Source organism: Hassallia byssoidea VB512170 (genome assembly GCF_000817785.2).
In the GTDB taxonomy this organism is placed as follows: Bacteria; Cyanobacteriota; Cyanobacteriia; order Cyanobacteriales; family Nostocaceae; genus Hassallia; species Hassallia carrinoi.
In genome coordinates, this window is sequence record NZ_JTCM02000020.1 from 58,980 (window position 1) to 82,732 (window position 23,753).

Below are 23,753 nucleotides of genomic sequence, written 5' to 3' on the forward strand. Positions count from 1 at the left end.
GACAAAAATAATTTATATGTCTAAAGTTGGATGTGTTGAGTACGTAATGATTAAGATAATAAAACCACAAGAACATTTTATGAATTAAAACTTTTGTTGAAGATGATGACACAATATAGTCGTTTTTGTTAGATTGTGTCAAACCAGAAGCTTTACTGGTTGAATGGACACTTTTTTCTCATTTGCCTTAAGCCAGAAGATTTACTGGTTTAATTGACGGTTTTTATCCATAAAAAATTACTACATCAAGGGATTTTAAAATGCAAATAGTACAAAAAATTCGTTGCCCAAACTGCGGTAGCGAAGGTGAAAGGCATTATCTTTCTCATAGTCAATTGACTCGGACACAATGCCCGACTTGTGACTACTTAATGGTATCTTGCACCCGCACTGGTAGAGTGATTGAGGCTTATGCTCCAGGTATTCTTGCTAGAAGGTAGAGGAGTAGAGACGTTCCGGTGGAACGTCTGTACGGGCAAGCGCGGTAGAGACGTTCCACCGGAACGTCTGTACAAAAGTTGAAAAAAATTCCGCTCCTATTAATTACTTTTTACTTGTTCTTAGTTGTCCACAAGCTGCATCAGCTTCTAAGCCACGAGAATAGCGGACGCTAACAGCAATATTTTGCTGTTTGAGAACTGTAAGGAAAGCTTGTATGCGATCGCTATTTGGGCGTTTGTAATCGACTTCGCTGATAGGATTGTAGGGAATCAAATTAACGTGACTTTGAAAGCCTCGCAGACGTTTTGCTAATTCTAATGCGTGTTCTGGTAAGTCGTTCACCCCAGCCAAAAGAACGTATTCAAAACTAACGCGACGTCCGGTGATTTCCACATATTCGCGACATTCAGCGAGTAAATCTTCAATTTTATAAGAATGTGCGCTGGGGATGAGTTGTTCTCGCAGTGCTTGGTTAGGTGCGTGGAGACTAACAGCGAGAGTAACTTGCAGATGGTGTTGGGCTAATTGACGAATGCGATCGCGTATTCCCACAGTAGATAAAGTAAGCGATCGCTGTCCAATTCCCACATCTTTATTTAAAGATTTGATCGCACCTAAAACATTATCTACATTTAACAACGGTTCGCCCATACCCATAAACACTACATGGCTAACACGTTGTTGAAAATCTTCTTGCACAGTTAAAACTTGATCGACAATTTCATGGCGTGCTAAATTGCGCTTGTATCCACCCTTCCCAGTAGCGCAGAAATCACAAGCCATCGGACAACCGACTTGCGTAGAAACGCAAACAGTCAACCTTTCGAGTGACTGACTACTTTCTCCTCCCCCTTGTCCCCCTTGTCCCCCTTGTCCCCCTATCCCCTTATCTCCCCACCGAAAAGTGGGAATACCAACAGCTTCAATTATTTCACCATCTGCCAATCGCAAAAGATACTTGACAGTGCCATCAGGGGCGACAGAGCGGTAATGTAGAGTTGAGCGTCCAATGGGGATTTCTGCAACTTCGGCACGCCATTGTTTAGAAAAGACAGAGATATCATAAAGATGTCGCACGCCTTTGTTATATATCCAATCATGTAGCTGCTTTCCTCTGTAAGCGGGTTGTTTTTGTTGCTGAACCCAAACCGTCAATTCCTCCAAAGAAGCGCCTAATAGTGGCGGAATCGAGATTTGTGCTTGGGGTGTGGTGATTGTGGCATTAGCAGACATAGCATTTAGAAATTGGCATCGGATCTATATGGTAGGCGATCGCCGCTGCTAGTGTCTGGATTTATTACTTTAAGTAAGGTAGTGAGCGGTGAGCCAGCGCGGTCTTGGGGAGCCACTGCGTTCGACGGGTTTCCCGGCTTGAAGCATGTGGCGTGGTTTCCCCCATGAGCGACTGGCGAACCCGAAGGGTTCACCGCTCAATTGCAAGGCTTTTCTGCCGGATGGGAATTTCAATGCAAAACTCTGCACCAAATCCGGGTTGGGAAATACACTCTATTTTGCCCTTATGTTTATCCACCACAATTTGATAGCTAATTGATAATCCTAAACCGGTACCTTGTCCCACTGGTTTAGTTGTGAAGAAAGGGTCAAATAGTTTTTGTCTAACACTTTCGCTCATCCCCCCTCCATTATCTTTAATCGAAATAGCCACAAAATCGGGATTTAATAATTTAGTAGAGATAATAATTTTACTAAAGTTATTTTTATCTTCCGCTTTTTTTATTTGATTGTAATCATCGAGTGCATCAATACTATTACTTAATATATTCATAAATACCTGATTAAGTTGTCCGGCATAACATTGAACTTTAGGTAAATCACCATACTCTTTGATAATTTCAATCGGTGGATGCTCAGATTTTGCCTTCAGACGACTTTGCAAAATTAATAGTGTGCTATCAATACCTTCATGAATATTGACAGGTTTCATATCAGATTCATCTAGTCGCGAGAAATTGCGTAAAGTAAGGACAATCTCACGAATGCGATCTGTGCCAAATTTCATAGAAGAAAAAGTTTTGGGCATATCTTGCATCAAAAAATCAAAGTCAATTTCGGCGATGAAATCATTAATTTCTTCTGTAGTTTGGGGATAATTGTTTTGATAAAGCTTAATTAAAGCGATTAGGTCTTGAATGTAGCTATCAATATGAGTCAAGTTGCCGTGGATGAAGTTAACCGGGTTATTAATTTCGTGTGCGACACCAGCAACAAGTTGACCGAGGCTGGACATTTTCTCAGTTTGAATTAACTGCGCTTGGGTGCGCTGCAAATCTTGTAGAGCAAGTTTTAATTTAGCCGCTTGTGCAGTAGCAGTAGCAGCCAATTCTTCCTTGATTTGCAAAGTTTGGCGAAGTTCTGCTTCAGCTTGCTTGCGCTGTGTGATGTCGCGTAGAATAACAATATATTCTTGAATATTTTGATTGACTCTAGTGGAAATTGCCACATCAAGAATGCGGGAACGGCGTTTTAAAGTTTGTTCGCTACGGGTAGACCAATTTTCTGGTTGATCGGGCAAATCAATAAGTAAATTACTCAGATGCAATTCTTGCAAATGATTGGTATCCATCTCCAAAAGCTGCAAAGCTGCTTTATTTGCCTTGCGAACAATGCCATTTTCATCTAGTAATAAAACGGCATCAAGAACCGTGTCCAGGGCAATTCTAAATAAGTGTTCTGCCTCATCCCGCGCTTCGACAATCGAAGTAACTTGCAATAAACTTGTCCAGGATGCGATCGCAATTCCCACAAAAGCGATTGACATCACCAAAATAGCCAACAAATTCGTACTAGCTTGAATGGGAGCATCATCTAACCTAGCTCGGATCAGCCAACCGATCGCGGTCGCACCAGAAATCAATACGAGCAGAATAGATACTTGCAGCACGACAACATCTTTTTTGAGATCGTTGTCAAACAGCGATCGCCGACGTTTGATCCACCATGCAGGATGCATGAAAGCAAAGCTGACGCGACGGATAACCGCATCTGCTGCCAAAATAGTTAGGGGAAACAGAATGCTAATCAGCCAATCTCTCTTGCCTAGAGACAAACCCCCAACTATCAAGACAAGCAATTCTACCAGAAAAAAGCCCCCAGACCACCAACCCCATCGGACTTCTGGTCGTCCTCGCTGTAGCCAAAAAGCTAAATGGGTGATGGCGATCGCCGCAAAGTACCCCGTCCCACCCACCATCACCACTTGAGTTACATTACCCCAACATAAGAATACCAGACTAATTAAAAATGTAAATATTAAAGCAGGTGTAAGCACGCCACGGCGAGACACAACCCCAAACACAGGTGCCATGTGTCCATCTAGCGCTAGTTGATACAACACGCGGGGACACAGAGCAACCGCAGTCGCCAAACCCAGAAGGTTGCCACAGGCAATCAACAGTGTCGCCAGAAACGAGGCTGAATGACCCCAGAATGGCTTGGCAGTTGCTAACAGATTCAAAAAAGTATCTTCGCCTAGTGCTGGTGTTGCCAACCGCATCAGTACCCAGGAACTACCCAGAAAGAAAATCGGCATCAGCCAAGCAGTCCATGAGAGAAACTTCAAAGTTTTCTGCGGTTTTCGGCTATCAGCAACAAAAGCAGCAGCGCTTTCACAGCTATACACAATGTAGGTAGCGATGAAGTAGAACTTTGCCCAATCGCCAAAATTTAGAGACGTTGGATCAAAAGCAAGGTTAGGGGGGATAAGTCCAGGGCTATTTGGCGATAAAGCTAACCAACCGATACCTTGAACGCTGTAAGTTAGCGCGATCGCTGCTGCGGGAATCACTAAAAACATGTGCAGCAGCGCTAAAGCACGAGTGCCACTAAAAGCCACAATAAAAGGAAGCGTTGTAAACCCAACTTTCAGCAGCATCTCCGGACAAGCAATCCCCAAAGGCTTTAGGTTTGCTTGAATCAGATCCGTTAGCAAAATAGCATTCATCGCCGGTCCTGAAGCCCAGCCAATAAAGTATCCAATGGCTGCATAACGACCCAAACCAGGATACTTTTTTAACAACTTAGTGGTATAATTAGGCGTTCCCCCGGACATCTCTGGGAAATGCATCGCCATGCGTTTGACTTGCAAATTCAGCAGCATTCCCACGATGACGCACGGCAGCAAGACAAACATTGCTTTCGTTCCCAGCGCTGCATTGATCGGAACTGCAACACCTATCCAAGTAAGCGGGCTAGTCATGCTAAAGCCCCAGGTTTCCAAAGAACTGAGGCTGCGCGGAAGACGCATTTTCCGGTCCGGAAACATTATTGATGTTTCTAATTTGCTGTTATCTGTCTGTTTGAACACAATTTTTATTTTTAGAGATGATTAAACGAGGTCGCCAACTCAAGAAAATCGCTCTTAAATTGCTGCGTGTTCCCCTATCCAATGTTTTGGAGAGTGGTTAAAAATGAAGTTTTGACGTGCAACTTCGTATTAGTATTCCCTTAGTTGTTTAATAGCTAACAACTTAGATAAATTCACTTACGGTTTTCAGTATTTACCGACAAACACGAAAAAACCGGGTTTATGACCAATTTTCATCAATCAACCCGGTTTATGCAAAATTCGTAGTTTTTATCAATGACAGCAACTTGTGGCATTAAAACTTGCTACAGTCTAAAGCTACTTCTTGACAGAAAAATTAACCAAAGGTTGAGCCATTCCAGCCCCACATATAACCTTTAGCATCCGCAAACTCAATATAAGTGCGATTTTTCGGTACACCTAACGCAGAGTTAATTTCTTGGCAAAAGTCCTGACTCATAGCTTGAGTTTGCTCTGATTTCATTGTACCGACGCTCTTAATTTCAATGTAGCAAACTGGGTCTGTACTGCCAGCAAAGGTCATGGGAATTTCACCTTCAAAAGCTGTCATGATATAAGACTCCGGTTTGCCTGTATGCTTGGCTAACTTAGCTGATAAGCTTTTGAGCATTGCTTCAACTTCAGCTTTTGCCGGCGCAGATACAGAAGTTTGTACTTTAATTAAAGGCATGGATTTGTTGGTGGTTGGTGGTTAGTGGTTAGTTGTTAGTTGTTAGTGGTTGGTGGTTGGTGGTTGGTGGTTGGTGGTTGTTAAAAATACTACTCACCCTATCCCCCTTGTCCCCCTTGTCCCCTTGTCCCCTTGTCCCCTTGTCTCCCCCCTCCCCCTCCCCCCGTCCTCACTGCAAAGACGAGCGAAACAGATGATTGTGTTCGGGATGATATAAATGCGATCGCTTTGCGACTCCTTCGGAGTATCGCGTTCCCACACTTTCCGAAAGTGCAGGACTAATTACGTATAATGTAGTACGAATCAGATTTTCCTCAATGGTACAATCTGCCATTTTGTCAAGGGGAACAACCATAATTTTTTCATCTTGCCAGCCGATTCGATAGCAAATTGCTACTAGCGTATCATCTGGGTAGTGTTCTAGTAGTTTGGCTTGGGAAGACGCGACGTGACGCGCACTTAGATACAGACAAAGGCTGGCTTGATGTTGTGCGAGACTGGCTAATTCTTCTGTTGGGGGGACTTGTGTACGTCCGCTGATGCGGGTGAGGATGATGGTTTGGACTAAACCAGGAACTGTTAATTCAACTTTAAGTTTAGCGGCAGCGGCTTGAAAAGCGCTGATACCTGGTATAACTTCAAAGGGAATATCTGACGAAGCCAAAAGCTGCATTTGCTCGTGGATGGCGCTATAGAGACTAGGATCGCCAGAATGAAGACGAACGACTTTTTTATGCGATCGCACTCGTTCTATCATGATTGGCAAAATCTCTTCTAAAGTCTTATTCGCCGTTTGAATAATCTCCGCATCTTCGCGGCAAAGTTCTAAAATCTCTTCAGGAATTAAAGAATCTGCAAATAAAATCACATCAGCACGCTTCAGCAGTTTCTGCGCCTTTACCGTTAGTAAATCAGGATCGCCAGGACCTGCTCCCACAATATACACTGCTGATTCTAACAAATGACCATACTCTTTTTTACTTGCATTGTCAGTATAATTATTCATAAATAAGCACACGATAATTTAGCAAAAAATTTTTTTTGGGCATTTTTTCAGTATCCTTCCGGATAAATACTCTTTGCCTAGTAGAGATGAATGGTAGATGCACCCTGGTTAAGCCCTAGAGAAAACTCTGGGGCATTTTTTATTTTTGTTAGTGGTTTGTGGATAGTGGTTAGTGGTTTGGTAGAGACGTTCCGACGGAACGTCTGTACGGGAATTAGGAGTTAGGAGTTAGTTGGTGGTTGTCCCCCTTGTCCCCCTTGTCCCCCCATCCCCCCATCTCCCTAGTCCCTAGTCCCTAGTCCCTCATCTCCATTGGGCGGGGAAACTACATCAGGTAAAGGACGTTTAGCTAAGTAAAGCCAAGCTAGCCCAGCTAATCCTAAGAGAATTCCGGTTAAACTTACCAATTGTGCGATTCTTAGTGGTCCTAGCATCAAGCTATCAGTCCTTAGACCCTCGATCCAAAAGCGTCCTAAGCTGTAAGCTACCCAGTAAACCATAAACAAAGTACCTACTTTTAGGCGTGGTTGCGATCGCAAACTCCGAAAAAACAAAGTCATCAGCAAAGCGAAAACCATTAAATCCCACAGAGATTCGTAGAGAAAGGTGGGATGGAAATACTCAAAACTAGCCAACTCTGGAGGACGGCGTTCTGGTGGAATGTAAAGCTTCCAGGGTAAATTGGTAGGATCGCCGAAAGCTTCAGAGTTAAAGAAATTGCCCCAGCGCCCGATCGCTTGTCCTAAAATCAGCGAAGGTGCTACTAAATCTGCTAATTGCCAAAAAGAAACCTGTTTAAGTTTCGCAAAAATTAACGCCGCTACAACCCCACCAATAATTGCACCATGAATCGCAATACCTCCTTGCCAAATGGCAATAATGCGTTCTGGGTGCTGGACATATTCTGCCCACTGAAACAAAACGTAATATATCCGGGCAGCGGGAATTGCGCCAATTACCAGCCAAATTGACAAATCACTCAGCAACTCTGGATTAACATTACGGCGCTTTGCCAAGTACTGAGAGAGGCTAACGCCAATTAACACGGCTGAGGCAATCAATAAGCCATACCAGCGAATAGTTAAAAATCCGATTTTAACCAGAATCGGTCCTGGAGAAGTAAATTGAAACGCCAAAGGCAGTGCGGAAAAATCGCATAACATGCAAAAGTACCTAAAAAATGATAATAATCAGTGCGTGCAGATTCAGGCTAGGCAAGAGTTTCATCTGCCTCTCGTTAACTAAAGAATATATTTTTCCTGAGTCTATCCCTCAGTTGATGAGCATTTATATACCGGAGGTTGACTTGACATACAAGCATTCTGGTCTCATCCATAAGATTGATTTTAAGTCGCCTTGGGTTGAGAACAGAGGATAGACAATTCATGAAAGCAAAACTAAGGAAAGAGTTTGCCCTGGCGCTTGAAGTTTAATGTCGGGTTTGGGATATTTATTGTTTCATCAGATTTCTAGTCTAAAGGTCTAAGGCGCAAAATTATCACCTTTATTTTTAAAGTAAAATAGCAGTTCGCGATCTATCAATCGAGTTTCGATATAATCACCTAAACAACTGTGAGGCATCTAAAATTGTGATTGCCATTTATCCAGGTAGTTTCGACCCCATTACCTTAGGACACCTTGACTTGATCCAACGTGGTAGCAGGTTGTTTGAGAAGGTGATTGTCGCTGTGCTGCGTAACCCAAACAAAATGCCACTGTTTAGCGTGCAACAACGCCAAGAACAGATTCGTCTTTCAACAGCACATCTACCTAATGTAGAAGTAGACAGCTTTGATGGTCTAACCGTCAATTATGCCCAAATGCAACAAGCACAAGTTTTGCTACGGGGTTTACGGGCGGTTTCGGACTTTGAAGTAGAGCTACAAATGGCGCATACTAATAAAACCCTTTCTACTCAAATAGAAACTGTTTTTCTGGCTACGTCAAACGAGTATAGTTTTTTAAGTAGTAGTGTAGTAAAAGAGATTGCAAGGTTTGGTGGCTCTATCGATCATCTTGTTCCCCCGCACGTCGCTGTAGATATATACCAATGCTACGCTCACCAACAGACAGTATCGAACCCAATCAAAACGGAAGCAACCCAGAACCTCAGGAGTTTGCCGACCCAAACTCCTATGGAGACGTTTCCGGAATGGGAAGTGTAGAAATTCAGCAGGAACTCAACCGCTTAGAGGAAATGATTCTTTCTAGTTTCCACATTCCCCTGACGCGACGCACGTTAGTGGATGAAGAAAAGCTGCTGGATCAGCTTGATTTTATTCGAGTTTCTTTGCCATCTGTTTTTCAAGAAGCTGCCGCGATTATCGAACAGAAGCAGGAAATTCTGCTGTCAGCGGAAGAATATGGACAGCAAATTGTAGAGGCAGCGCAAGCGAAAAGAGCGCAGATTCTAGCTGAAAGCGACATTATCCGACAAGCACAAACAGAAGCGCTTCTTCTTCGGCAAGAAGTGCAGCTTGAATGTGATGCGATGATGGAAGACACCCTGGCAGAAATTGAGCGCAAGCGACGTGCTTGTCAGCAAGAGTTGGAAGAAATTCGCCAAATCGCGATCGCCCAAGCTCAAGAAATTGAAAATGGCGCCGATACTTATGCTGATAGCGTCTTAGAAAATATCGAGCAAAACCTCACCGATATGTTGCGAGTTATTCGCAACGGACGCGAACAACTGTATCCAGACACCCCACCACATAACAATTCATCTCCTGGCAAGAAGAAATAAACCTGTAAATTAATAAAAGTATTTACATACCACAAATTAATTTCATTAAGCAGGATTTTTAATAAATGTTTACTTTCGCCCAAGTTAATATTGGCTTAAATGTAGCCAGCTTACTAGGAATTATTTACGTTCTTTTGGGGGCAGCTTACTTAATTTTAATGGTATTTTTTTTAGTTCAAACAACTAGATTGACTAATCAAGCTCTATCACTTTATATTATCCAGGCGATATTTATACCAGTTCTAATGTTTTTATCTGGGGTAATTTTGATATTTCAAGGTTGGCGATTAGATCCAATTCTTCAATTTGGGCAATTTTTGTCATTTTTAATAATTATTTATTTCTGTATTAAAGATATTGTAATTAACGTTTATAGAAATAGATAATATCACCCGTAGAGACGTTCCAATGGAACGTCTATAGAGACGTTCCGCCGGAACGTCTCTACAATTTTGCGTGAAACAATTAAAGAGTATAAGTGAAATCTTCAACCAACATACCAGGAACCATACTACCTCCGAGTTGACGACTTTCGTATGTTCCGACTTCGGGAATGAATTCTTGAAAATTCGTGAAGTCTATGAGATTTTCTCCCCAAAAGCGATACAGACTGTCATCAAAACGGAGATTTTCAATTGGGGCGATGATTTCTCCTTTTTCCACCCAAAAACAAGCATAACGAGTCATGCCTGTGATTCTACCAGTTGGGCGATCGCTCCAATTCAAGTAATGTAAATTCGATACATATAAGCCTGTATCTAAACTTGGCAAAATCTGCTCAAATGCTAAGTTTCCCACACTTACTTCTGGCGCACGTAATGACTCATTTCCATTAGCGCCATTCGCATTTTTTTCATATTCCTTTGCCGTGCGAGAATTCACCAAGGTATTTACTAACATACCTTTTTCAATTATAGGAATTTCCGGTGCTGCCATTTCTCCCCATTCATTAAATCGCGGCACTAACCCCCGTTGAAAGTTTTCTTTCAAATTAAATAACCGAGAAAGTTGCTTTTCTTGACGCGATATTGCAGCCAAAGCGCTATTTCCTTGTTGAATATCAGCTTCGCTGACACCACCCCAAGAAAGCATCATTAATAAATCAGAAACAGCCGTCGGCGCAAAATAAGTTTTGTAATTTCCTCGTGGCAATTCTTTCGGCGAATGTGAAAGCAATTCTATTTGCCTTTTCGCATCGCTGATTTTCGCCGTATACGCAGTTGAATCCCAATCACTTCCAGCAAAAGTGCCTTTTACAGCTTGTCCCGAAGTCGTGAAAATAGAATAATCTAAAGTAAAAGTATCGGTCGCAAATAAATGTTTTTGACCGCTAGAATCACCATAACCTTGAATTACCGAACCCCCAGCATATATCCCAGCAAAATCTAATTCGGCAACTTGTTCTAGTACGGTTGGTACTACCGCTTCTGCTGTTAACAATTTCCCAGAATGTATTTCTCGACTGGTATTTGTTCCTGATGGCAGTACTAGATACGGATCGGCAGGTAAATAAGGCAATTCTTCCCTTAATTCTTTAAAAGCGTTGTATGCTGCTTGCCAATCTATTTCCCAATTTCCAGTAAAGGGAAACTGTCGAAAACTATTACGCCGATCTTGCATCAAATTCAGTTCGATCCAACCATCAGCAACACAACCAGTTTGTCGCACTTTGGCGTGATTGAACCGCGTAAATTGACTGCGTTCGCTGTGTAGTTTTATCGTGAAGTGTTCGCTATCTGCTTTTTTATTTAGCAGAGTTTCAATCAATCGATTAAAGCTGATTTCTAAATTTGATAATTCGTCAATTTTCATCGGCATTTTCTGGTGAGTGGTGAGTGGGGAGTGGGGAGTGGGGGAGGGGGATGGGGGAGTGGGGGGATGGGGGGATGGGGAGAGGGGGAGATGGGGGGATGGGGGGATGGGGGGATGGGGAGAAAGAATTGTCTCCTTGTCCCCTTGTCTCCCTTGTCCCCCTTGTCCCCCTTGTCTCCTTGTCCCCCTACTCCCTACTCCCTACTCCCTACTCCCTACTCCCTCTTAGGCGCCTCCGCCGAAGACTTCGACGTTAGCAAATAGACAAATGGGTGAACCATGTCCTACGGAAATCGCTTGATTTGGTTCTCCTTTGCCGCAGTAAGCTGTGCCGTACATTTGCCAGTTAGAAGAGTTTCCGAGTTTGATTAAGCTGTGCCAAAATTCGGGTGTGGTGGCTCGATAATTGGGATTGCGGAGGGTTTTGGTGAGTTTGCCGTTTTCAATTAATTTGGCGTACTCGCAACCAAACTGAAATTTATAACGTTGGTCATCAATTGACCAAGAACGGTTAGATTCCATGTAAACGCCGTGTTCTATGTCGGCGATGATTTCGTCAAAGCTGGCGTTTCCTGGCTCTAAATTCAAGTTTGCCATGCGATCGATTGCTGGTCGATTCCAAGAACATGCACGCGCACAGGCAACTCCTGGTACATTGGCTCTAGCTTGGCTTTCTAAACTACCTACACCGCGCTGAAGTACGCCTTCTTTAATTAAGTACTCTCGTGTTGCCACTGCCCCAGTATCATCAAAGTTATAGCTGGCAAACTCTCCGGGTACGGTGGGGTCAAAGGTGATGTTCATTAACTCAGAACCGTATACTAAGTTCCCAAAGTCACTTTTGCTGACAAAGCTGCCGCCGGCGTAGTTGCGCTCATCTCCTAAAATGCGATCGATTTCTAGGGGATGTCCGACACTTTCATGGATTTGCAGCATCATTTGGTCGGGTGCTAAAACTAAGTTGGTGCGTGTAGACGGGCATTCGTCTGCTGTCAATAGTTCTACTGCCTGTTCGCCAATTTTCTGCACCCGTTGCCATAATTCTTCTTCTCTTAACAGTTCCATGCCACCTTGGTAACAGTGTGCTTGCCAGCCGTTGTTACTGCGCTGCTGCACGATCGCTCCATCTTGTGCCGTAGCTCCGTAATGAGTGCCTAATGACAATATTTTTTGATACACTTCCGAACCGTTACTGCTGACAAACCACGTTTCTTTTTCGGTGGTGGTGGTGGTTGCCGTGGTTTGGACGATTTTATCGTCAACTTTTAAAGTTTTGCAAATGCGGATGAGTATATCATTTATTTCTCTGGCACTCAGTGCATCTAACGGTTTAAGAAATGGGGAGATATATTCACCAACGACTTTCGGGCGTTCTTTCGCACTGAAGGGATATATCCACCATTCGCTAGCAGCTAGTGCCTGTTTATACGCTTTTTCCGCAGCAGCTTGCAAGCTGGCAAGATCTAGGGAATTGGTAGCAGCGTAACCGAGACAACCATTAACCAAAACTTCCAGCATCACTCCGATAGTAGAGGATTTGCCGTTTGTTTGCGGTAAGGCATCTCGAACATAACAATTATAGTTGTTTTCCTTTACGGCTCTGATACCAATCCAATCAGCGGGGATATTTAGAGAAGCGATGATGTTTGTTAATTTAGACCACATAATTAAAGTTGGTAATTGGTAATTGGTAATTGGTAATTGGTAATTGGTAATTGGTAATAGGTAATTGGTAATTGGTAATTGGTAATTGGTAATGATTTTCCATTCCCCATTACCCATTCCCCATTACCCATTACCAGTTTTCCTAATTTCTGTGCCAGCGGGTTCCGTCACGACTATCAATTAGGGTAATTCCGGATTGAAGTAGTTCATTGCGAATGCGATCGCTCATTTCAAAATTCTTCGCTAAACGTGCTTGTTGTCTTTGGTCAATTTTCGCTTCAATTTGTGCATCGCTTAAACCCTCACTCACAGATTTTTCTGCTTCCATCTCGGCTTCTAAACCCAAAACTTCAGCTAAAGTGACAAGTGTTTGCCATTGTTTGAATAACTCGTCCGGTGGTATTTCGGTTTTACCTTGATGCACCAGGATATTCCCCTCACGTTCTAGTTCTTTGGCTAATTTAAACAAAATCACCAACCCACCAGGGAAATTAAAGTCATTATTTACAACTTCTTGAAAACGTTCAACATAGGAATTTTGGATTGGGTTATTTTCAGTTGCCTTGTCTTTTTGTACCCAACCAAGCTTTTCACCGTATTGATAGCCGAATAATAAACCTTCTTTCAGGGTGTTCCAACCGTTTGTTGCTGCTTGAATTGCTTCATCGGTAAAATCGATTGGTGTGCGATATTGTGCCATCAACACAAATAAACGCACTGCCATCGGGTCAACGCCTCGATTCAGTAAGTCGCGAATCGTGGTAAAATTACCTAAAGATTTGGACATTTTTTCGCCATCCACCTTCACCATGCCGTTATGCATCCAGTATCGAGATAACGGTTTGCCTGTCACTGCTTCAGATTGGGCAATTTCATTTTCATGATGGGGGAAAATTAAATCTTCACCGCCGGCGTGAATGTCGATGGTTTCCCCAAGGCGATCGCGTACCATTGCACTACATTCAATATGCCACCCTGGACGACCTTTACCCCAAGGTGATTCCCAACTCGGTTCATCTGGTTTTGCAGCTTTCCACAAAGCAAAATCAGCCGAATCTTTTTTGCGCTGATACTCTGGATCTTCTAAATCAACTCGTCCACTCGCACCAGCTTGCGAATTTTCTAATTTACGTCCAGAAAGCTTGCCATACTCAGGAAACTTACGCACCGCGTAGTATACATCGCCGTTACTTGGGTAAGCGTAGCCTTTGTTTTCTAACTCGTGAATTAGTCGAGTTATGCCATTCATTGTATGGGTAGCGCGGGGATATTCTGAAGCTTCTTTGACATTCAGCCGCGCCATATCCTCAAAATATGCTTTGATAAAGCGATCGGCGATCGTCTCCATCGTTGAGTGTTCTTGCCGCGCTCGATTCAAAATCTTATCATCAACGTCAGTAAAATTCTGGACGTAGCGCACTTCATAGCCGAGAAATTGTAAGTATCGACGCACTACATCCCAAACTATACAAGCTCTGGCATGACCCAAATGGCAATAATCATAAACCGTCACGCCGCAGTAATACATCTTAACCTTTTTGGGTTCGACAGTTTCAAAGAGTTCTTGGCGACGGGTGAGGGTATTGTAAACAGTTAGGGTCATTCTGAGAACTTAAGAAATAAAGTGCATCTATTAAGCCATTGTAGATTTTCTAGTCTTTAGCATATCAACTGCTGTTAAATAAATCACACCAGGGGATGATTTTTAGGATTTCTTCTCATACTAAAGTTTTACCGAGTCGAATAAATAAGACTCATTCTCAATAATTGCGGATTGTAACAACTGCAAACATTTTAGTTTGACCCAGTGCCAAAAAGAAAGTAAGCGCACTGTTCGATTGCTATGTCTGTTTGTTTTCGTTTCATCTTTGGAAATCAAACCACGCATCTACCAACAAGGAAAATCAAGATGATTGTCAAACGGTTAAAAGAATTGCTTTTGGCTGTTGCTCTTTTACCTATAATTGTGCAACCTGCATTGGCTCACGTAGTTTGGTTTGAGCCGGAAAACGATGGATATAAGCTGGTGTTCGGTCATCCAGAGTCAGGTCCAGATCCTACTATTGATGTGTCAAGATTTCGGTTAGCTACAGGCTACGATATCAACAAACTAACGGTGCCTCTGACAATAAGCATCCAAGATAAAATTAAAGTTGTTCCCCAGAGTGATATTGCAGCGCTAACCGCATACTTTGACAATAATGGTTTCAGGTTGAGAAACCCAGATAATACTACTTCTCGCATCACACAAGCCGAGGCAGAGGCTATTAATTACCTTAATGTCACTAATAGTGTGAAGTACACTAAGGCTCTTTATGACTGGTCGTCAGCGATTTCCCAACCGTTTGGTCTTCCACTTGAGATTCAGCCTTTGAAGAATCCGTTTGAGGTAGCGGTAGGAGAAATCTTGCCAATTCAGGTTTTGTATCAGGGCAATTTGATAACTGACGCTTTAGTCGAATATCAGGGAACAGAGCTTGCATTAAATGCCAGCGGCATCGGCTATGATGTCTTGATTGGTGACTCTGGACTGCAACCAATCGAAGCCAGCTTCAATAGCACCGCAGAAACTAATCTTATTGTTAATTATGCTACCACATTGACCGCACAACGAAGAACAGAACGTGTGCCAGAACCGTCAGCGGTGCTTGGTTTAAGTTTGCTTGTTACACTGGGGCTTGCTTCTGGACAGTCTAAAAAGTTTAAAGATCGCAGGCTTGAAGCGATCGCCATCTCTAAAAAATCTCTAAATTTATGATGGCGGAATTTCTGCGCTCGATAACGCCATAATCGCTTATAGTTGAGAACGATAACGGTCAGTCGATGCCTTGGGTGGCTTGCTTCACAGTAAGCTTTTACTGTAGGGCTGAGACTGACCATCTTAATTTTGAAAGCCTTATTTAAACTTAGGAAAGCTGGATCGGGCGATTGCCTGCGCTAAATTAGTAAGTTGAGCCTAATATTTTTATAACCCTTTTCTGAACCTGGTGACGGTCAAACTATGCAATCAGCAGTGACTCCTGACCAATCTCAAGCAATGGATGCACCGAAACAAGGCTTGCCAGTAACAATTATTACTGGCTTCCTCGGTAGTGGTAAGACGACTTTACTTAATCATATTCTCACCAATCAACAGGGTTTGAAAACCGCTGTTTTAGTGAATGAATTTGGTGAAATTGGCATCGACAACGAGTTAATTGTTTCCACTGGTGAAAATATGGTGGAACTGAATAATGGTTGTATTTGCTGCACCATTAATAATGATTTGGTTGATGCCGTTTACAAAGTTTTAGAACGCGAAGAAAAGCTAGATTATCTAGTTGTAGAAACAACTGGATTAGCAGACCCGCTACCAGTCGCGCTGACTTTTTTGGGTACAGAATTACGCGATTTGACTCGTCTGGATTCGATTATTACGGTGGTAGACGCGGCAAATTACAGCTTGGATTTATTCAACTCTCAAGCAGCTTACAGTCAAATTGCTTATGGTGATGTGATTGTGATCAACAAAAGTGATTTAGTTGATGAAGCCACTTTGAATGAGTTGGAGAAAAAAATAGGAGAAGTTAAAGAAGGAGCTCGAATTCTTCGCACGACGCGATCGCAAGTCCCACTTCCTTTAATTCTCAGCGTTGGTCTGTTTGAGTCTGATAAGTATTTTGACACCGTTGATGAGCATAATCACGACCATCACGACCACGATCATGACCATCACGACCACGATCATGACCATTCTACATGCGGTCACGACCATCACGACCACCACGATCACCACGACCACGAACATCACCACCATCATTCCGACCATTTAGAAAATGATGGTTTTACCTCAGTATCTTTCCAAATTGACAAACCTTTTTCTATTAGGAAGTTTCAATATTTCTTAGATAATCAGCTATCTGAGAATATCTTCCGCGCGAAGGGAATTATGTGGTTTGATGAAAGTCCAAAACGTCATATTTTCCACCTTTGCGGTAAGCGCTTTACTATGGATGATGATGAGTGGAAAGGTGAAAAGAAAAATCAGATTGTTTTAATTGGTCAAAATTTAGATCAAAATCAGTTGTTAGAACAGTTAGAAAAGTGCATCTGTCTTCCTTCCACAAGTCGCGGTAAAGGATTTGGGAAATAGTGACTAGAGGCTAGGGGCTAGAGATTAAGAAATTAATATTTTATAATTTTCTTTATTGTCTCCTTATTTCCCTAGTCCCTAATCCCTGGTTATGCGCGTTATTCTTCAGCGAGTTAAATCATCTCAAGTTACTGTAAACGATGAAATTGTCGGCAAAATTGGGCGAGGGTTAAACTTACTCGTCGGTATTGCCAATACTGATACTGATGTCGAAGTTGACTGGATGGTACGTAAATGTTTGGACTTGCGGCTGTTTCCTGATGAAGAGGGGGAGCCAGCGCGTTGCGGAGGTCACGAACGTTGTAGCGACTGGCGTGGAGACAGATGGCAAAAATCCGTACAGGAAATTGACGGTGAGTTGCTGGTGATTAGTCAATTCACGCTTTACGGAGACTGTCGCAAAGGGCGCCGTCCCTCCTTTGACCGTTCAGCCGCGCCAACATTAGCCAAAGATTTATATAATAACTTTGTCGCCAAGTTACGAGAAACTAATTTGCGGGTAGAAACTGGTGAATTTGGCGCGATGATGCAAGTGTCGATTGAAAATGACGGTCCTGTGACTTTATTGCTAGAGCGAGAAGCGATGTAAGGGTTTATACGTAGTTAATAAAAATAAGCAACGCTATACTAAGCAGTTCTAAATGATGAGAGAATATTAAACTAACCATCACAAAAGTTTAAACTCTCTCATCATGGCTAAGATCCAGTTTTCTAGAGGTATGAATGAAGAAGTCATTCCAGAGGTGCGGTTAACGCGATCGCGTACTGGCGACAGTGGTACAGCAACGTTTATTTTCAACAATCCTAAAGCTTTGGATCAAGGTGTCACTGAAGATATCACCGGTATGTATATGATTGACGAGGAAGGAGAAATCATCACTCGTGAAGTCAAAGCTCGATTTATCAACGGCAAACCAGAAGCATTAGAAGCTATTCATATAATGAAATCTAGCGAACAATGGGATCGTTTTATACGCTTTATGGAGCGGTACGGCGAGGAAAATGGATTAGAATTGAGTAAATCTTAATCGGGCATTGGGCATTGGGAATTGGGGAGCGAGTGCGTTGGTCCGGCAGTGCGTAGGCATCGGCAGCGCGGTCTTCTCCCACTCGTGTGAGGCTAGCGCCAAGGTCCGGCAGTGCGTTGCGGTGAGTCCACTCGGCGGTGTTGGTTTCCGTCCCGTCGAAGTGGCGAACCCGAAGGGGGGTGGAGTCCTGTTGTAGCACCTGCCGTGGTTCCCCCCACTCGCTGTTGCCGCAAGGGTTTCCCGGCAGACGCGCACCTGCCGTCGGCTTTGCCGACAGTCACGCACCTGGCGTCATTGGGCATTGGTAATTGGGAATTGGGAATTGGTAATTGGAGAAAAGCACGTTACCCATTCCCCATTACCGATTACCCATTACCGATTACCCATTAGCAAAATATTATATGCAACAACCTCATCCTGACTCACCAGAAATGTCAGTAACTTGTGCTGTGGTTACAGTTAGCGATACACGCACAAGTGAAACAGACAAAAGTGGACAGCTAATTCAGCAATTACTTGTGAATGCAAATCATGCTGTAGGAGCTTACACAATTATCAAGGATGAACCAGCACAGATTCAAGAGCAAATTCAATTGTTGGGTAAAAACGCTAATTTAGATGTTGTAATTTTCAACGGTGGCACGGGAATTGCACCGAGGGATACCACCTACGATGCAATTGAGAAATTGCTCTCAAAAACCTTACCGGGATTTGGGGAGTTATTTCGCTTTTTAAGTTATCAAGAAATTGGTTCGCGAGCGATCGCCTCTCGCGCTGTTGCTGGTATTTATCAAGATAAATTAATCTTTTCTCTTCCTGGTTCTAGCAATGCTGTCCGGTTGGCGATGTCCAAGTTGATTTTACCCGAACTCGTGCATTTAGTCAGCCAGATGCGGAAATAATCAATGTAGTAAGGGCTTCAGCCCTTGCTTTGAGCGGTGAAGCGCTCACTACGAAAAAACAACCCCCTTTAGATAGAGGGGGTTGCAAGATTTTCCTATCGTTATTTTTTCAACTTATTAAAATTGAGCGATTCTCCGTAGGAGAGGCTACGCCAACGCCAAACTGATTACAGACAAAATTGCTGCGATAATATAAAAAACGGCAACTACTTGTTGTTCAGACCAACCGGTAAGTTCTAAATGATGGTGTAGGGGTGCCATTTTGAATAACCGCTTACCTTTACCATCAGGACCTTTTGTGGCTTTGTAGTAACCAACTTGCGCCATTACTGAAAGGGTTTCGACGAAGAAGATACCGCTAATAATAAATAGCGCTACTAGGCTATTAGTCATCAATCCTACGGCTGCCAGAGCGCCTCCCAGCGCTAGGGAACCAGTATCTCCCATAAAAACGCGAGCCGGGTTGCGATTATGAGCTAAAAAGCCCAAGCAGCTGCCACTAACAGCAGCACAGAAAACCATCAATGGAAGCGAGGTGGGGGCGATGAGAACACCTAATGCGAAGATAGCGATCGCTACTGTTCCCGCTGCCAACCCATCAATACCATCAGTTAAATTAGTCGCGTTACTTTCTGCTACTAAAACAAAACCAGCTAAAGGCCAGAATAGAAATCCTAGAGGTAGTGAAAGACCAACAAAAGGCAAAGCGATATTCGTAATATTAGAAGGCTGGTTAAACATTAGCCACAGACAAAACAGTGCTGCAAAACCGACTTGCAAAGCCAGTTTCATCTGAGGCGATATACCTTTATTGGACTTACGGCGGAGAATTTGCCAATCGTCAATCCAGCCAATCAAACCGTAACTTAGTGTTAATGCGGAAACCGCAAGTACTTCCCATGAAAAGTTAGACCATATACAAGCAATAATCACCGCCACAGGCACAAAGAAAATGCCGCCCATTGTTGGAGTGCCTGCCTTTTTCAAATGCGCTTGCGGACCATCCTCACGGATGATTTGCCCTGCTTTGAGTGCTTGCAGCCACGGTATTACCCAAAAGCCGACGGCGCCCGACAATAGCGCAGACAACAATAGTGGCAGGGTTAGCGACATACCCTGCCAAGGCAACCGATTGCCCATCCAATCTAAACTTAGTGCTGCAACACTTAGTCCTACACCCAATAAAGAGACTAGACCAATACCAGAAATATTTAACCCTTGGTCAGGAGATAATTTAGCGTCCACGGATATTTCCCTTCACTCCACACTTATAAAATTAAATTACGGGGACTATGCCACTTTTGCCCCCTACCGACAGAAATTAATCGTCTTCTACGGGGATATCGTCGTCATCATCGATATCATAATCAATTCCGCCATCTTCTACACCCATCAAAGCTTCGACATCATCTTCACTAGATGAAAAATCTGCATCTTGAACTTCACGCGCTATCAGACGATTACTTGACTGCAACCAGTCCAAGAGCGAGGACTCTTGCTTTAATGGAATTACGGCGGCTCGTTGGTTGCGGGGTTCTTCACGTAATGGAGAATTCAACATATCGAGGAAAGCACGAAAAGGCTACAGTGAATAGACATTAAGAGTTTATCACTTGATCTAGGCGAATTTAGTTCATCATTCAACTCTCTCATAGAAAAATCCGTCAAAAAATATTTATTTAATAGTGGTAAACGATCGCACGGGACTTGTGGATTCTCAATTAATGTTATGCCTTTATACATAGAACATTAATATCGTCTTAATACTGATATTTTTTGAGGTAATGACACATCATGACAAAGGCGTATTTAATTAATGCTATTGCTTCTACAAATCGGGGAATACTTGCAACTGAAACAGAAAAACAGGTTATTTTAGCGGCGATCGCTAACTTAGAAGACTTAAACCCTACACCTCGTCCGGTTGAAGCTGTTCATTTACTCAATGGCAATTGGCGACTGCTATACACCACAAGCATTGGGCTATTAAACCTCGATCGGATACCCTTGTCTAAAGTTGGTCAAATTTATCAGTGTATTCGCGTAGAAACTAACAGTGTTTACAACATAGCCGAAATTTATGGCTTACCATTACTCCAAGGTTTAGTCAGCGTGGCTGCTAAATTTGAAGTAGTTTCCGAGCGGCGCGTCAAAGTCAAATTTGAGCGATCTATTATCGGCTTGAAAAACTTAATAGGTTACAGCAATCCGGAAACTTTTATCCAACAAATTGAAGCTGGTAAAAAATTCACTGCAATTGATTTTCCTATTAAAAGCGGTGAACAACAAGGCTGGCTAGATATCACCTATCTAGATAACGATCTGCGTATTGGTAGAGGTAATGAGGGTAGTGTGTTTGTCTTAACCAAAGCATAAAATGTTCCTCAAAGAGTATTTGCGAATGACCTTAAGCGATTGTAGGTACTTTGTCAAGAGGGGAGATGGGGAGATGGGGAGATGGGGAGATGGGGAGATGGGGGTTTCACAAACAATAGACACTCATTGACAGCCTTCTCCTTCGGAGACGCTAGCGCGAACATCCGAAAATGTCGTGGGGTGTTGAGGATCTAGTAAACGAACGCTTGTGCCATTTTTGTCCAGGTTCAGCCCAAGGGGATGGGGGGACAAGGAGGACAAGGAGGACAAGGAAGAATTTATCCTATTACCCATTACCCATTACCCATTACCCATCCCCCATGCCCATTGCCCCATGCCCCATTCCCAAGAATCGTAAGTCTAATATAGATATAATTCCAAATCACGCTACTTCGATGCCAGTCGCACCTAAGTGGCTTCAAAATCTAAAATTCAAAATTGATGGATAGACGGTCTTTTATACTGGGTACAAGCGCATTGGCATCGCAACTGCTTGTTGGGTGTGCTGACAACAATCAGGCGAAATTAAACGTGCAGCTATTGAAAGGCTCTATCCCCGGACAGGTGGTGAATCAATTTAGCAAGAGTTTACAGCAAAAAGCACAATTAAAGTTTGCCCCAGTAGGACAATTGCAGGATTTATTTGATCAATTGCAAACTTGGCAGGGGAAAACCAAAAATACTGATGGTAAGGGATGGCTTCCCTCGTTACGCTTGCCGCAATTCCAAAAAACCGTTGTAGCCGATTTGGTAACGTTGGCAGATTATACACTTAAAGAGGCAATTGAGCAGAAACTGATTCAACCATTGGAAGAATCGCAGTTAAAGCAGTGGTCTGCTTTGCCAGAACCCTGGCAAAAATTGGTGAGACGTAATGACCAAGGTAACTTGGATGCTCAAGGAAAAATTTGGGCTGCACCTTACCGCTGGGGTAGTACGGTGATTGTTTATCGCCGTGATAAATTTAAAAAGCCGCCGAAAGATTGGACTGATTTGTGGCAAAGTGAATGCAAAGGTCGCATTTCTCTGCTCGATCAACCACGAGAAGTTATTGGTATAGTTTTGAAGAAGTTAGGAAAATCCTACAACACTGAAAATCTTGATAAAGTGCCTTCTTTGGAAAAGGAATTACGAACCTTAAACCAACAGGTGAAGTTTTACGCTTCTGATAAGTATCTCGAACCCTTAATCATTGGCGATACTTGGTTAGCAGTTGCTTGGTCAAGCGACGTTGTGCGGATGCTAACACGTTATCCAGAACTTGCGGCAATTATCCCTGAGTCCGGAACGGCAATGTGGTCAGATTTGTGGGTACGTCCAGTTGGGGGAAAAAGTGCTTTATCATCTGAGTGGATTGATTTTTGTTGGACTCCCAACATTGCCAAGCAAATTTCTTTGCTGACTAAAACTAATTCGCCAATTTCTACCGACATTGCGACATTTGACATCCAGGAACCATTACGCAATCTTTTAGTGAGTAATTCTCAATTTTTCGATAAAAATGAATATTTACTGCCTTTATCCCAATCAACGCAAAAGCAGTACCAAGATTTGTTTACCAGAATCAAAAATGAAGGATGAAAAATATTTCTTTTTCTATAAAGAGCGTCCCAATCCTAGTTTATTCTGAGTATTAATATCTATCCTACATAAAGTTGGACTTGTATTAAAGTTACAAGTATAAGTTGCTAAACGTTCTTGTTGATAGTTGAAAACCCGGATATTGTAACCGTAATTTCTGGCAAGGCTGCCTACACGATTCACGAAGTTGTATCGTTCTAAGTAGTCTAAAATACTCCAAAACTGCTGGTTGACAACAACATCAACTCGTGCTGGTTGTGTACCTGATGCTGGATATGCTATCCAGTTATCTAGCAACTTGTTTTCAGAGTTTTCTTTTGCCCACCATAAACTCGGAACAGTCAATTTGCTTTGGTTAATGGTGTTAGCTGTAATTACACCTTTTGGATTGTTCAATAAATTTAATTCTAAAGGAGCATCAGAAGCGGGTGGTATAGATGCTTCAGTTTGTGCTGTTGATGGTTGAATTGATAAAAGGGAAATCGTGGTGAGGCTAATGCCTAAGAATAGTGTAAGTAATGACTTTTGAGCAGCCATTTTATGTTTACGCATAACTTATACCCTGTTTGATTTGGGATTAATCCTCAAAGCGGTAACGGGTAATAGGTTTTTATCAATTCCTCAAAACCGATTACCCATTACATTTTTTAGATTATCCTCAATTCTTTAATCTAAAATATTAAATTTAGAATTGTCTACTTACTAAAGACAGAGTTTTTAATACCAATGTTTCCAATTTTTGCGGTAATCAAAACAATTTTTCTGTCTTCTACCAGATTCTTAAAGCAGAAAGAAGTGCGATCGCGCGGCATCTTTTAGTGGCATTTCAATTTTAACAATCACAGCGCAGTGTATTATTCTCACTCATATTGCAAACAAAGCTGCGTGGATGCTGGCAATTTCTTTGGGTGAAGTTGCAAGTGCTTCAAAAAGACAATACGTATGCGATCGCTTAAGGGGTTCCAAAAAATCAGACAAAACCGGACAGCCATATAGCTGAAATAGTCGTGGAGTTTTGAGGATCTTTAATACAAGGCTGTCCGGTAATGTCG

At 42.7% G+C, this 23,753-nt stretch carries 26 protein-coding genes; 12 read left to right on the plus strand and 14 right to left on the minus strand.

Annotated elements, in window-relative coordinates; translation table 11 throughout:
* The first annotated feature begins 260 nt into the window (after positions 1-260).
* Positions 261-440 (plus strand): replication restart DNA helicase PriA, encoded by a 180-nt coding sequence (locus PI95_RS11890; RefSeq protein WP_163518822.1) that lies wholly within the window; start codon positions 261-263, stop codon positions 438-440.
* Between the two features lie 103 nt (positions 441-543).
* Here PI95_RS11890 and rlmN read toward each other — a convergent pair whose 3' ends face one another.
* From rlmN to lgt, 6 genes are all read right to left on the minus strand, one after another.
* Positions 544-1,674 carry a dual-specificity RNA methyltransferase RlmN gene (gene rlmN, locus PI95_RS11895; RefSeq protein ID WP_039743051.1) on the minus strand — a complete coding sequence of 377 codons (1,131 nt, stop codon included), beginning with the start codon at positions 1,672-1,674 and terminating at the stop codon, positions 544-546.
* Positions 1,675-1,679: 5 nt separating this feature from the next.
* A complete protein-coding gene (locus tag PI95_RS11900) occupies positions 1,680-1,868 on the minus strand; it encodes a hypothetical protein (RefSeq protein ID WP_163518823.1) in 189 nt (62 codons plus the stop codon).
* Positions 1,865-4,657, minus strand: a complete 2,793-nt coding sequence (locus tag PI95_RS11905; protein ID WP_236117035.1) for an ATP-binding protein — start codon at positions 4,655-4,657, stop codon at positions 1,865-1,867. The genes PI95_RS11900 and PI95_RS11905 overlap by 4 nt, the downstream gene beginning before the upstream one ends.
* 445 nt (positions 4,658-5,102) lie before the next feature.
* Complete coding sequence (locus tag PI95_RS11910) at positions 5,103-5,456, minus strand: phenylpyruvate tautomerase MIF-related protein (RefSeq protein ID WP_039743048.1); 354 nt, start codon at positions 5,454-5,456, stop codon at positions 5,103-5,105.
* A 169-nt stretch (positions 5,457-5,625) separates the two neighbouring features.
* Positions 5,626-6,462, minus strand: a complete 837-nt coding sequence (cobM, locus tag PI95_RS11915) for a precorrin-4 C(11)-methyltransferase (RefSeq protein WP_039743044.1) — start codon at positions 6,460-6,462, stop codon at positions 5,626-5,628.
* Positions 6,463-6,743: 281 nt separating this feature from the next.
* Positions 6,744-7,625: a prolipoprotein diacylglyceryl transferase gene (lgt, locus tag PI95_RS11920; protein WP_039743041.1), complete on the minus strand. Its 882-nt coding sequence runs from the start codon at positions 7,623-7,625 to the stop codon at positions 6,744-6,746.
* A 426-nt stretch (positions 7,626-8,051) separates the two neighbouring features.
* Here lgt and coaD point away from each other — a divergent pair, with 426 nt between their 5' ends.
* The 3 genes from coaD (at position 8,052) to PI95_RS35880 (ending at position 9,591) form a co-directional block, all read left to right on the plus strand.
* Complete coding sequence (gene coaD, locus PI95_RS11925; protein ID WP_039743028.1) at positions 8,052-8,627, plus strand: pantetheine-phosphate adenylyltransferase; 576 nt, start codon at positions 8,052-8,054, stop codon at positions 8,625-8,627.
* Positions 8,513-9,205, plus strand: coding sequence for an ATP synthase subunit B family protein (locus tag PI95_RS11930; RefSeq protein WP_236117036.1), 693 nt, complete (start codon positions 8,513-8,515; stop codon positions 9,203-9,205). The genes coaD and PI95_RS11930 overlap by 115 nt, the downstream gene beginning before the upstream one ends.
* 245 nt (positions 9,206-9,450) lie before the next feature.
* A complete protein-coding gene (locus tag PI95_RS35880; RefSeq protein WP_236117040.1) occupies positions 9,451-9,591 on the plus strand; it encodes a Ycf66 family protein in 141 nt (46 codons plus the stop codon).
* A 79-nt stretch (positions 9,592-9,670) separates the two neighbouring features.
* Here the strand turns inward: PI95_RS35880 and PI95_RS11940 are convergent, their stop codons facing one another.
* From PI95_RS11940 to cysS, 3 genes are all read right to left on the minus strand, one after another.
* A complete protein-coding gene (locus tag PI95_RS11940) occupies positions 9,671-11,017 on the minus strand; it encodes a TldD/PmbA family protein (RefSeq protein ID WP_039743019.1) in 1,347 nt (448 codons plus the stop codon).
* A 225-nt stretch (positions 11,018-11,242) separates the two neighbouring features.
* Positions 11,243-12,682, minus strand: a complete 1,440-nt coding sequence (locus PI95_RS11945) for a TldD/PmbA family protein (RefSeq protein WP_039744018.1) — start codon at positions 12,680-12,682, stop codon at positions 11,243-11,245.
* Between the two features lie 142 nt (positions 12,683-12,824).
* On the minus strand, positions 12,825-14,285 hold the full coding sequence (gene cysS, locus PI95_RS11955; protein ID WP_039743016.1) for a cysteine--tRNA ligase: 1,461 nt from the start codon (positions 14,283-14,285) through the stop codon (positions 12,825-12,827).
* A gap of 306 nt (positions 14,286-14,591) precedes the next feature.
* On the opposite strand from cysS, the gene PI95_RS11960 reads away from it, so the two are divergent.
* From PI95_RS11960 to psb28, 4 genes are all read left to right on the plus strand, one after another.
* Positions 14,592-15,440, plus strand: coding sequence for a DUF4198 domain-containing protein (locus PI95_RS11960; RefSeq protein WP_039744015.1), 849 nt, complete (start codon positions 14,592-14,594; stop codon positions 15,438-15,440).
* Between the two features lie 243 nt (positions 15,441-15,683).
* Positions 15,684-16,814, plus strand: coding sequence for a CobW family GTP-binding protein (locus PI95_RS11965; RefSeq protein ID WP_039743013.1), 1,131 nt, complete (start codon positions 15,684-15,686; stop codon positions 16,812-16,814).
* Positions 16,815-16,905: 91 nt separating this feature from the next.
* Positions 16,906-17,403, plus strand: coding sequence for a D-aminoacyl-tRNA deacylase (gene dtd, locus PI95_RS11970; RefSeq protein ID WP_039743010.1), 498 nt, complete (start codon positions 16,906-16,908; stop codon positions 17,401-17,403).
* Between the two features lie 103 nt (positions 17,404-17,506).
* A complete protein-coding gene (gene psb28, locus PI95_RS11975; protein ID WP_039743007.1) occupies positions 17,507-17,842 on the plus strand; it encodes a photosystem II reaction center protein Psb28 in 336 nt (111 codons plus the stop codon).
* Positions 17,843-17,934: 92 nt separating this feature from the next.
* Here psb28 and PI95_RS11980 read toward each other — a convergent pair whose 3' ends face one another.
* Entirely contained in the window at positions 17,935-18,144 is a 210-nt protein-coding gene (locus PI95_RS11980; protein WP_163518824.1) for a hypothetical protein, read from the minus strand.
* A gap of 99 nt (positions 18,145-18,243) precedes the next feature.
* Here PI95_RS11980 and PI95_RS11985 point away from each other — a divergent pair, with 99 nt between their 5' ends.
* Complete coding sequence (locus PI95_RS11985; protein WP_039743004.1) at positions 18,244-18,744, plus strand: MogA/MoaB family molybdenum cofactor biosynthesis protein; 501 nt, start codon at positions 18,244-18,246, stop codon at positions 18,742-18,744.
* Positions 18,745-18,891: 147 nt separating this feature from the next.
* Here PI95_RS11985 and mraY read toward each other — a convergent pair whose 3' ends face one another.
* Positions 18,892-19,989 carry a phospho-N-acetylmuramoyl-pentapeptide-transferase gene (gene mraY, locus PI95_RS11990; RefSeq protein WP_039743001.1) on the minus strand — a complete coding sequence of 366 codons (1,098 nt, stop codon included), beginning with the start codon at positions 19,987-19,989 and terminating at the stop codon, positions 18,892-18,894.
* A 76-nt stretch (positions 19,990-20,065) separates the two neighbouring features.
* The gene (locus tag PI95_RS11995; RefSeq protein ID WP_039742998.1) at positions 20,066-20,305 is read right to left on the minus strand and encodes a DUF3134 domain-containing protein; all 240 of its coding nucleotides are present in this window, start codon (positions 20,303-20,305) and stop codon (positions 20,066-20,068) included.
* 230 nt (positions 20,306-20,535) lie between these two features.
* On the opposite strand from PI95_RS11995, the gene PI95_RS12000 reads away from it, so the two are divergent.
* The 3 genes from PI95_RS12000 to PI95_RS12010 all read left to right on the plus strand — a co-directional run bounded on the left by PI95_RS12000 (position 20,536) and on the right by PI95_RS12010 (position 22,701).
* On the plus strand, positions 20,536-21,120 hold the full coding sequence (locus tag PI95_RS12000) for a PAP/fibrillin family protein (RefSeq protein WP_039742995.1): 585 nt from the start codon (positions 20,536-20,538) through the stop codon (positions 21,118-21,120).
* A gap of 170 nt (positions 21,121-21,290) precedes the next feature.
* A complete protein-coding gene (locus PI95_RS12005; RefSeq protein WP_163518825.1) occupies positions 21,291-21,569 on the plus strand; it encodes a hypothetical protein in 279 nt (92 codons plus the stop codon).
* Positions 21,562-22,701, plus strand: a complete 1,140-nt coding sequence (locus tag PI95_RS12010; RefSeq protein ID WP_039742992.1) for an extracellular solute-binding protein — start codon at positions 21,562-21,564, stop codon at positions 22,699-22,701. Before PI95_RS12005 ends, PI95_RS12010 begins: the two co-directional genes overlap by 8 nt.
* Before the next feature lie 15 nt (positions 22,702-22,716).
* Here PI95_RS12010 and PI95_RS12015 read toward each other — a convergent pair whose 3' ends face one another.
* Positions 22,717-23,253 carry a hypothetical protein gene (locus PI95_RS12015; RefSeq protein WP_201280413.1) on the minus strand — a complete coding sequence of 179 codons (537 nt, stop codon included), beginning with the start codon at positions 23,251-23,253 and terminating at the stop codon, positions 22,717-22,719.
* 312 nt (positions 23,254-23,565) lie between these two features.
* Positions 23,566-23,753, minus strand: a 188-nt coding sequence (locus PI95_RS35885; protein ID WP_236117037.1) for a hypothetical protein, incomplete at its 5' end; no start/stop codon positions are given.

What these genes read in the sequence shown, in the direction of transcription:
- PI95_RS11890 (WP_163518822.1), top strand. Translation starts at nt 261, where the DNA reads ATGCAAATAGTACAAAAAATTCGTTGCCCAAACTGCGGTAGCGAAGGT.
- rlmN (WP_039743051.1), bottom strand. Translation starts at nt 1,674, where the DNA reads ATGTCTGCTAATGCCACAATCACCACACCCCAAGCACAAATCTCGATT.
- PI95_RS11905 (WP_236117035.1), bottom strand. Translation starts at nt 4,657, where the DNA reads ATGACTAGCCCGCTTACTTGGATAGGTGTTGCAGTTCCGATCAATGCA.
- PI95_RS11910 (WP_039743048.1), bottom strand. Translation starts at nt 5,456, where the DNA reads ATGCCTTTAATTAAAGTACAAACTTCTGTATCTGCGCCGGCAAAAGCT.
- cobM (WP_039743044.1), bottom strand. Translation starts at nt 6,462, where the DNA reads ATGAATAATTATACTGACAATGCAAGTAAAAAAGAGTATGGTCATTTG.
- lgt (WP_039743041.1), bottom strand. Translation starts at nt 7,625, where the DNA reads ATGTTATGCGATTTTTCCGCACTGCCTTTGGCGTTTCAATTTACTTCT.
- PI95_RS11930 (WP_236117036.1), top strand. Translation starts at nt 8,513, where the DNA reads ATGCTACGCTCACCAACAGACAGTATCGAACCCAATCAAAACGGAAGC.
- PI95_RS35880 (WP_236117040.1), top strand. Translation starts at nt 9,451, where the DNA reads ATGTTTTTATCTGGGGTAATTTTGATATTTCAAGGTTGGCGATTAGAT.
- PI95_RS11940 (WP_039743019.1), bottom strand. Translation starts at nt 11,017, where the DNA reads ATGAAAATTGACGAATTATCAAATTTAGAAATCAGCTTTAATCGATTG.
- PI95_RS11945 (WP_039744018.1), bottom strand. Translation starts at nt 12,682, where the DNA reads ATGTGGTCTAAATTAACAAACATCATCGCTTCTCTAAATATCCCCGCT.
- cysS (WP_039743016.1), bottom strand. Translation starts at nt 14,285, where the DNA reads ATGACCCTAACTGTTTACAATACCCTCACCCGTCGCCAAGAACTCTTT.
- PI95_RS11960 (WP_039744015.1), top strand. Translation starts at nt 14,592, where the DNA reads ATGATTGTCAAACGGTTAAAAGAATTGCTTTTGGCTGTTGCTCTTTTA.
- PI95_RS11965 (WP_039743013.1), top strand. Translation starts at nt 15,684, where the DNA reads ATGCAATCAGCAGTGACTCCTGACCAATCTCAAGCAATGGATGCACCG.
- dtd (WP_039743010.1), top strand. Translation starts at nt 16,906, where the DNA reads ATGCGCGTTATTCTTCAGCGAGTTAAATCATCTCAAGTTACTGTAAAC.
- psb28 (WP_039743007.1), top strand. Translation starts at nt 17,507, where the DNA reads ATGGCTAAGATCCAGTTTTCTAGAGGTATGAATGAAGAAGTCATTCCA.
- PI95_RS11980 (WP_163518824.1), bottom strand. Translation starts at nt 18,144, where the DNA reads ATGCCCAATGACGCCAGGTGCGTGACTGTCGGCAAAGCCGACGGCAGG.
- PI95_RS11985 (WP_039743004.1), top strand. Translation starts at nt 18,244, where the DNA reads ATGCAACAACCTCATCCTGACTCACCAGAAATGTCAGTAACTTGTGCT.
- PI95_RS11995 (WP_039742998.1), bottom strand. Translation starts at nt 20,305, where the DNA reads ATGTTGAATTCTCCATTACGTGAAGAACCCCGCAACCAACGAGCCGCC.
- PI95_RS12005 (WP_163518825.1), top strand. Translation starts at nt 21,291, where the DNA reads ATGTCGTGGGGTGTTGAGGATCTAGTAAACGAACGCTTGTGCCATTTT.
- PI95_RS12010 (WP_039742992.1), top strand. Translation starts at nt 21,562, where the DNA reads ATGGATAGACGGTCTTTTATACTGGGTACAAGCGCATTGGCATCGCAA.
- PI95_RS12015 (WP_201280413.1), bottom strand. Translation starts at nt 23,253, where the DNA reads ATGCGTAAACATAAAATGGCTGCTCAAAAGTCATTACTTACACTATTC.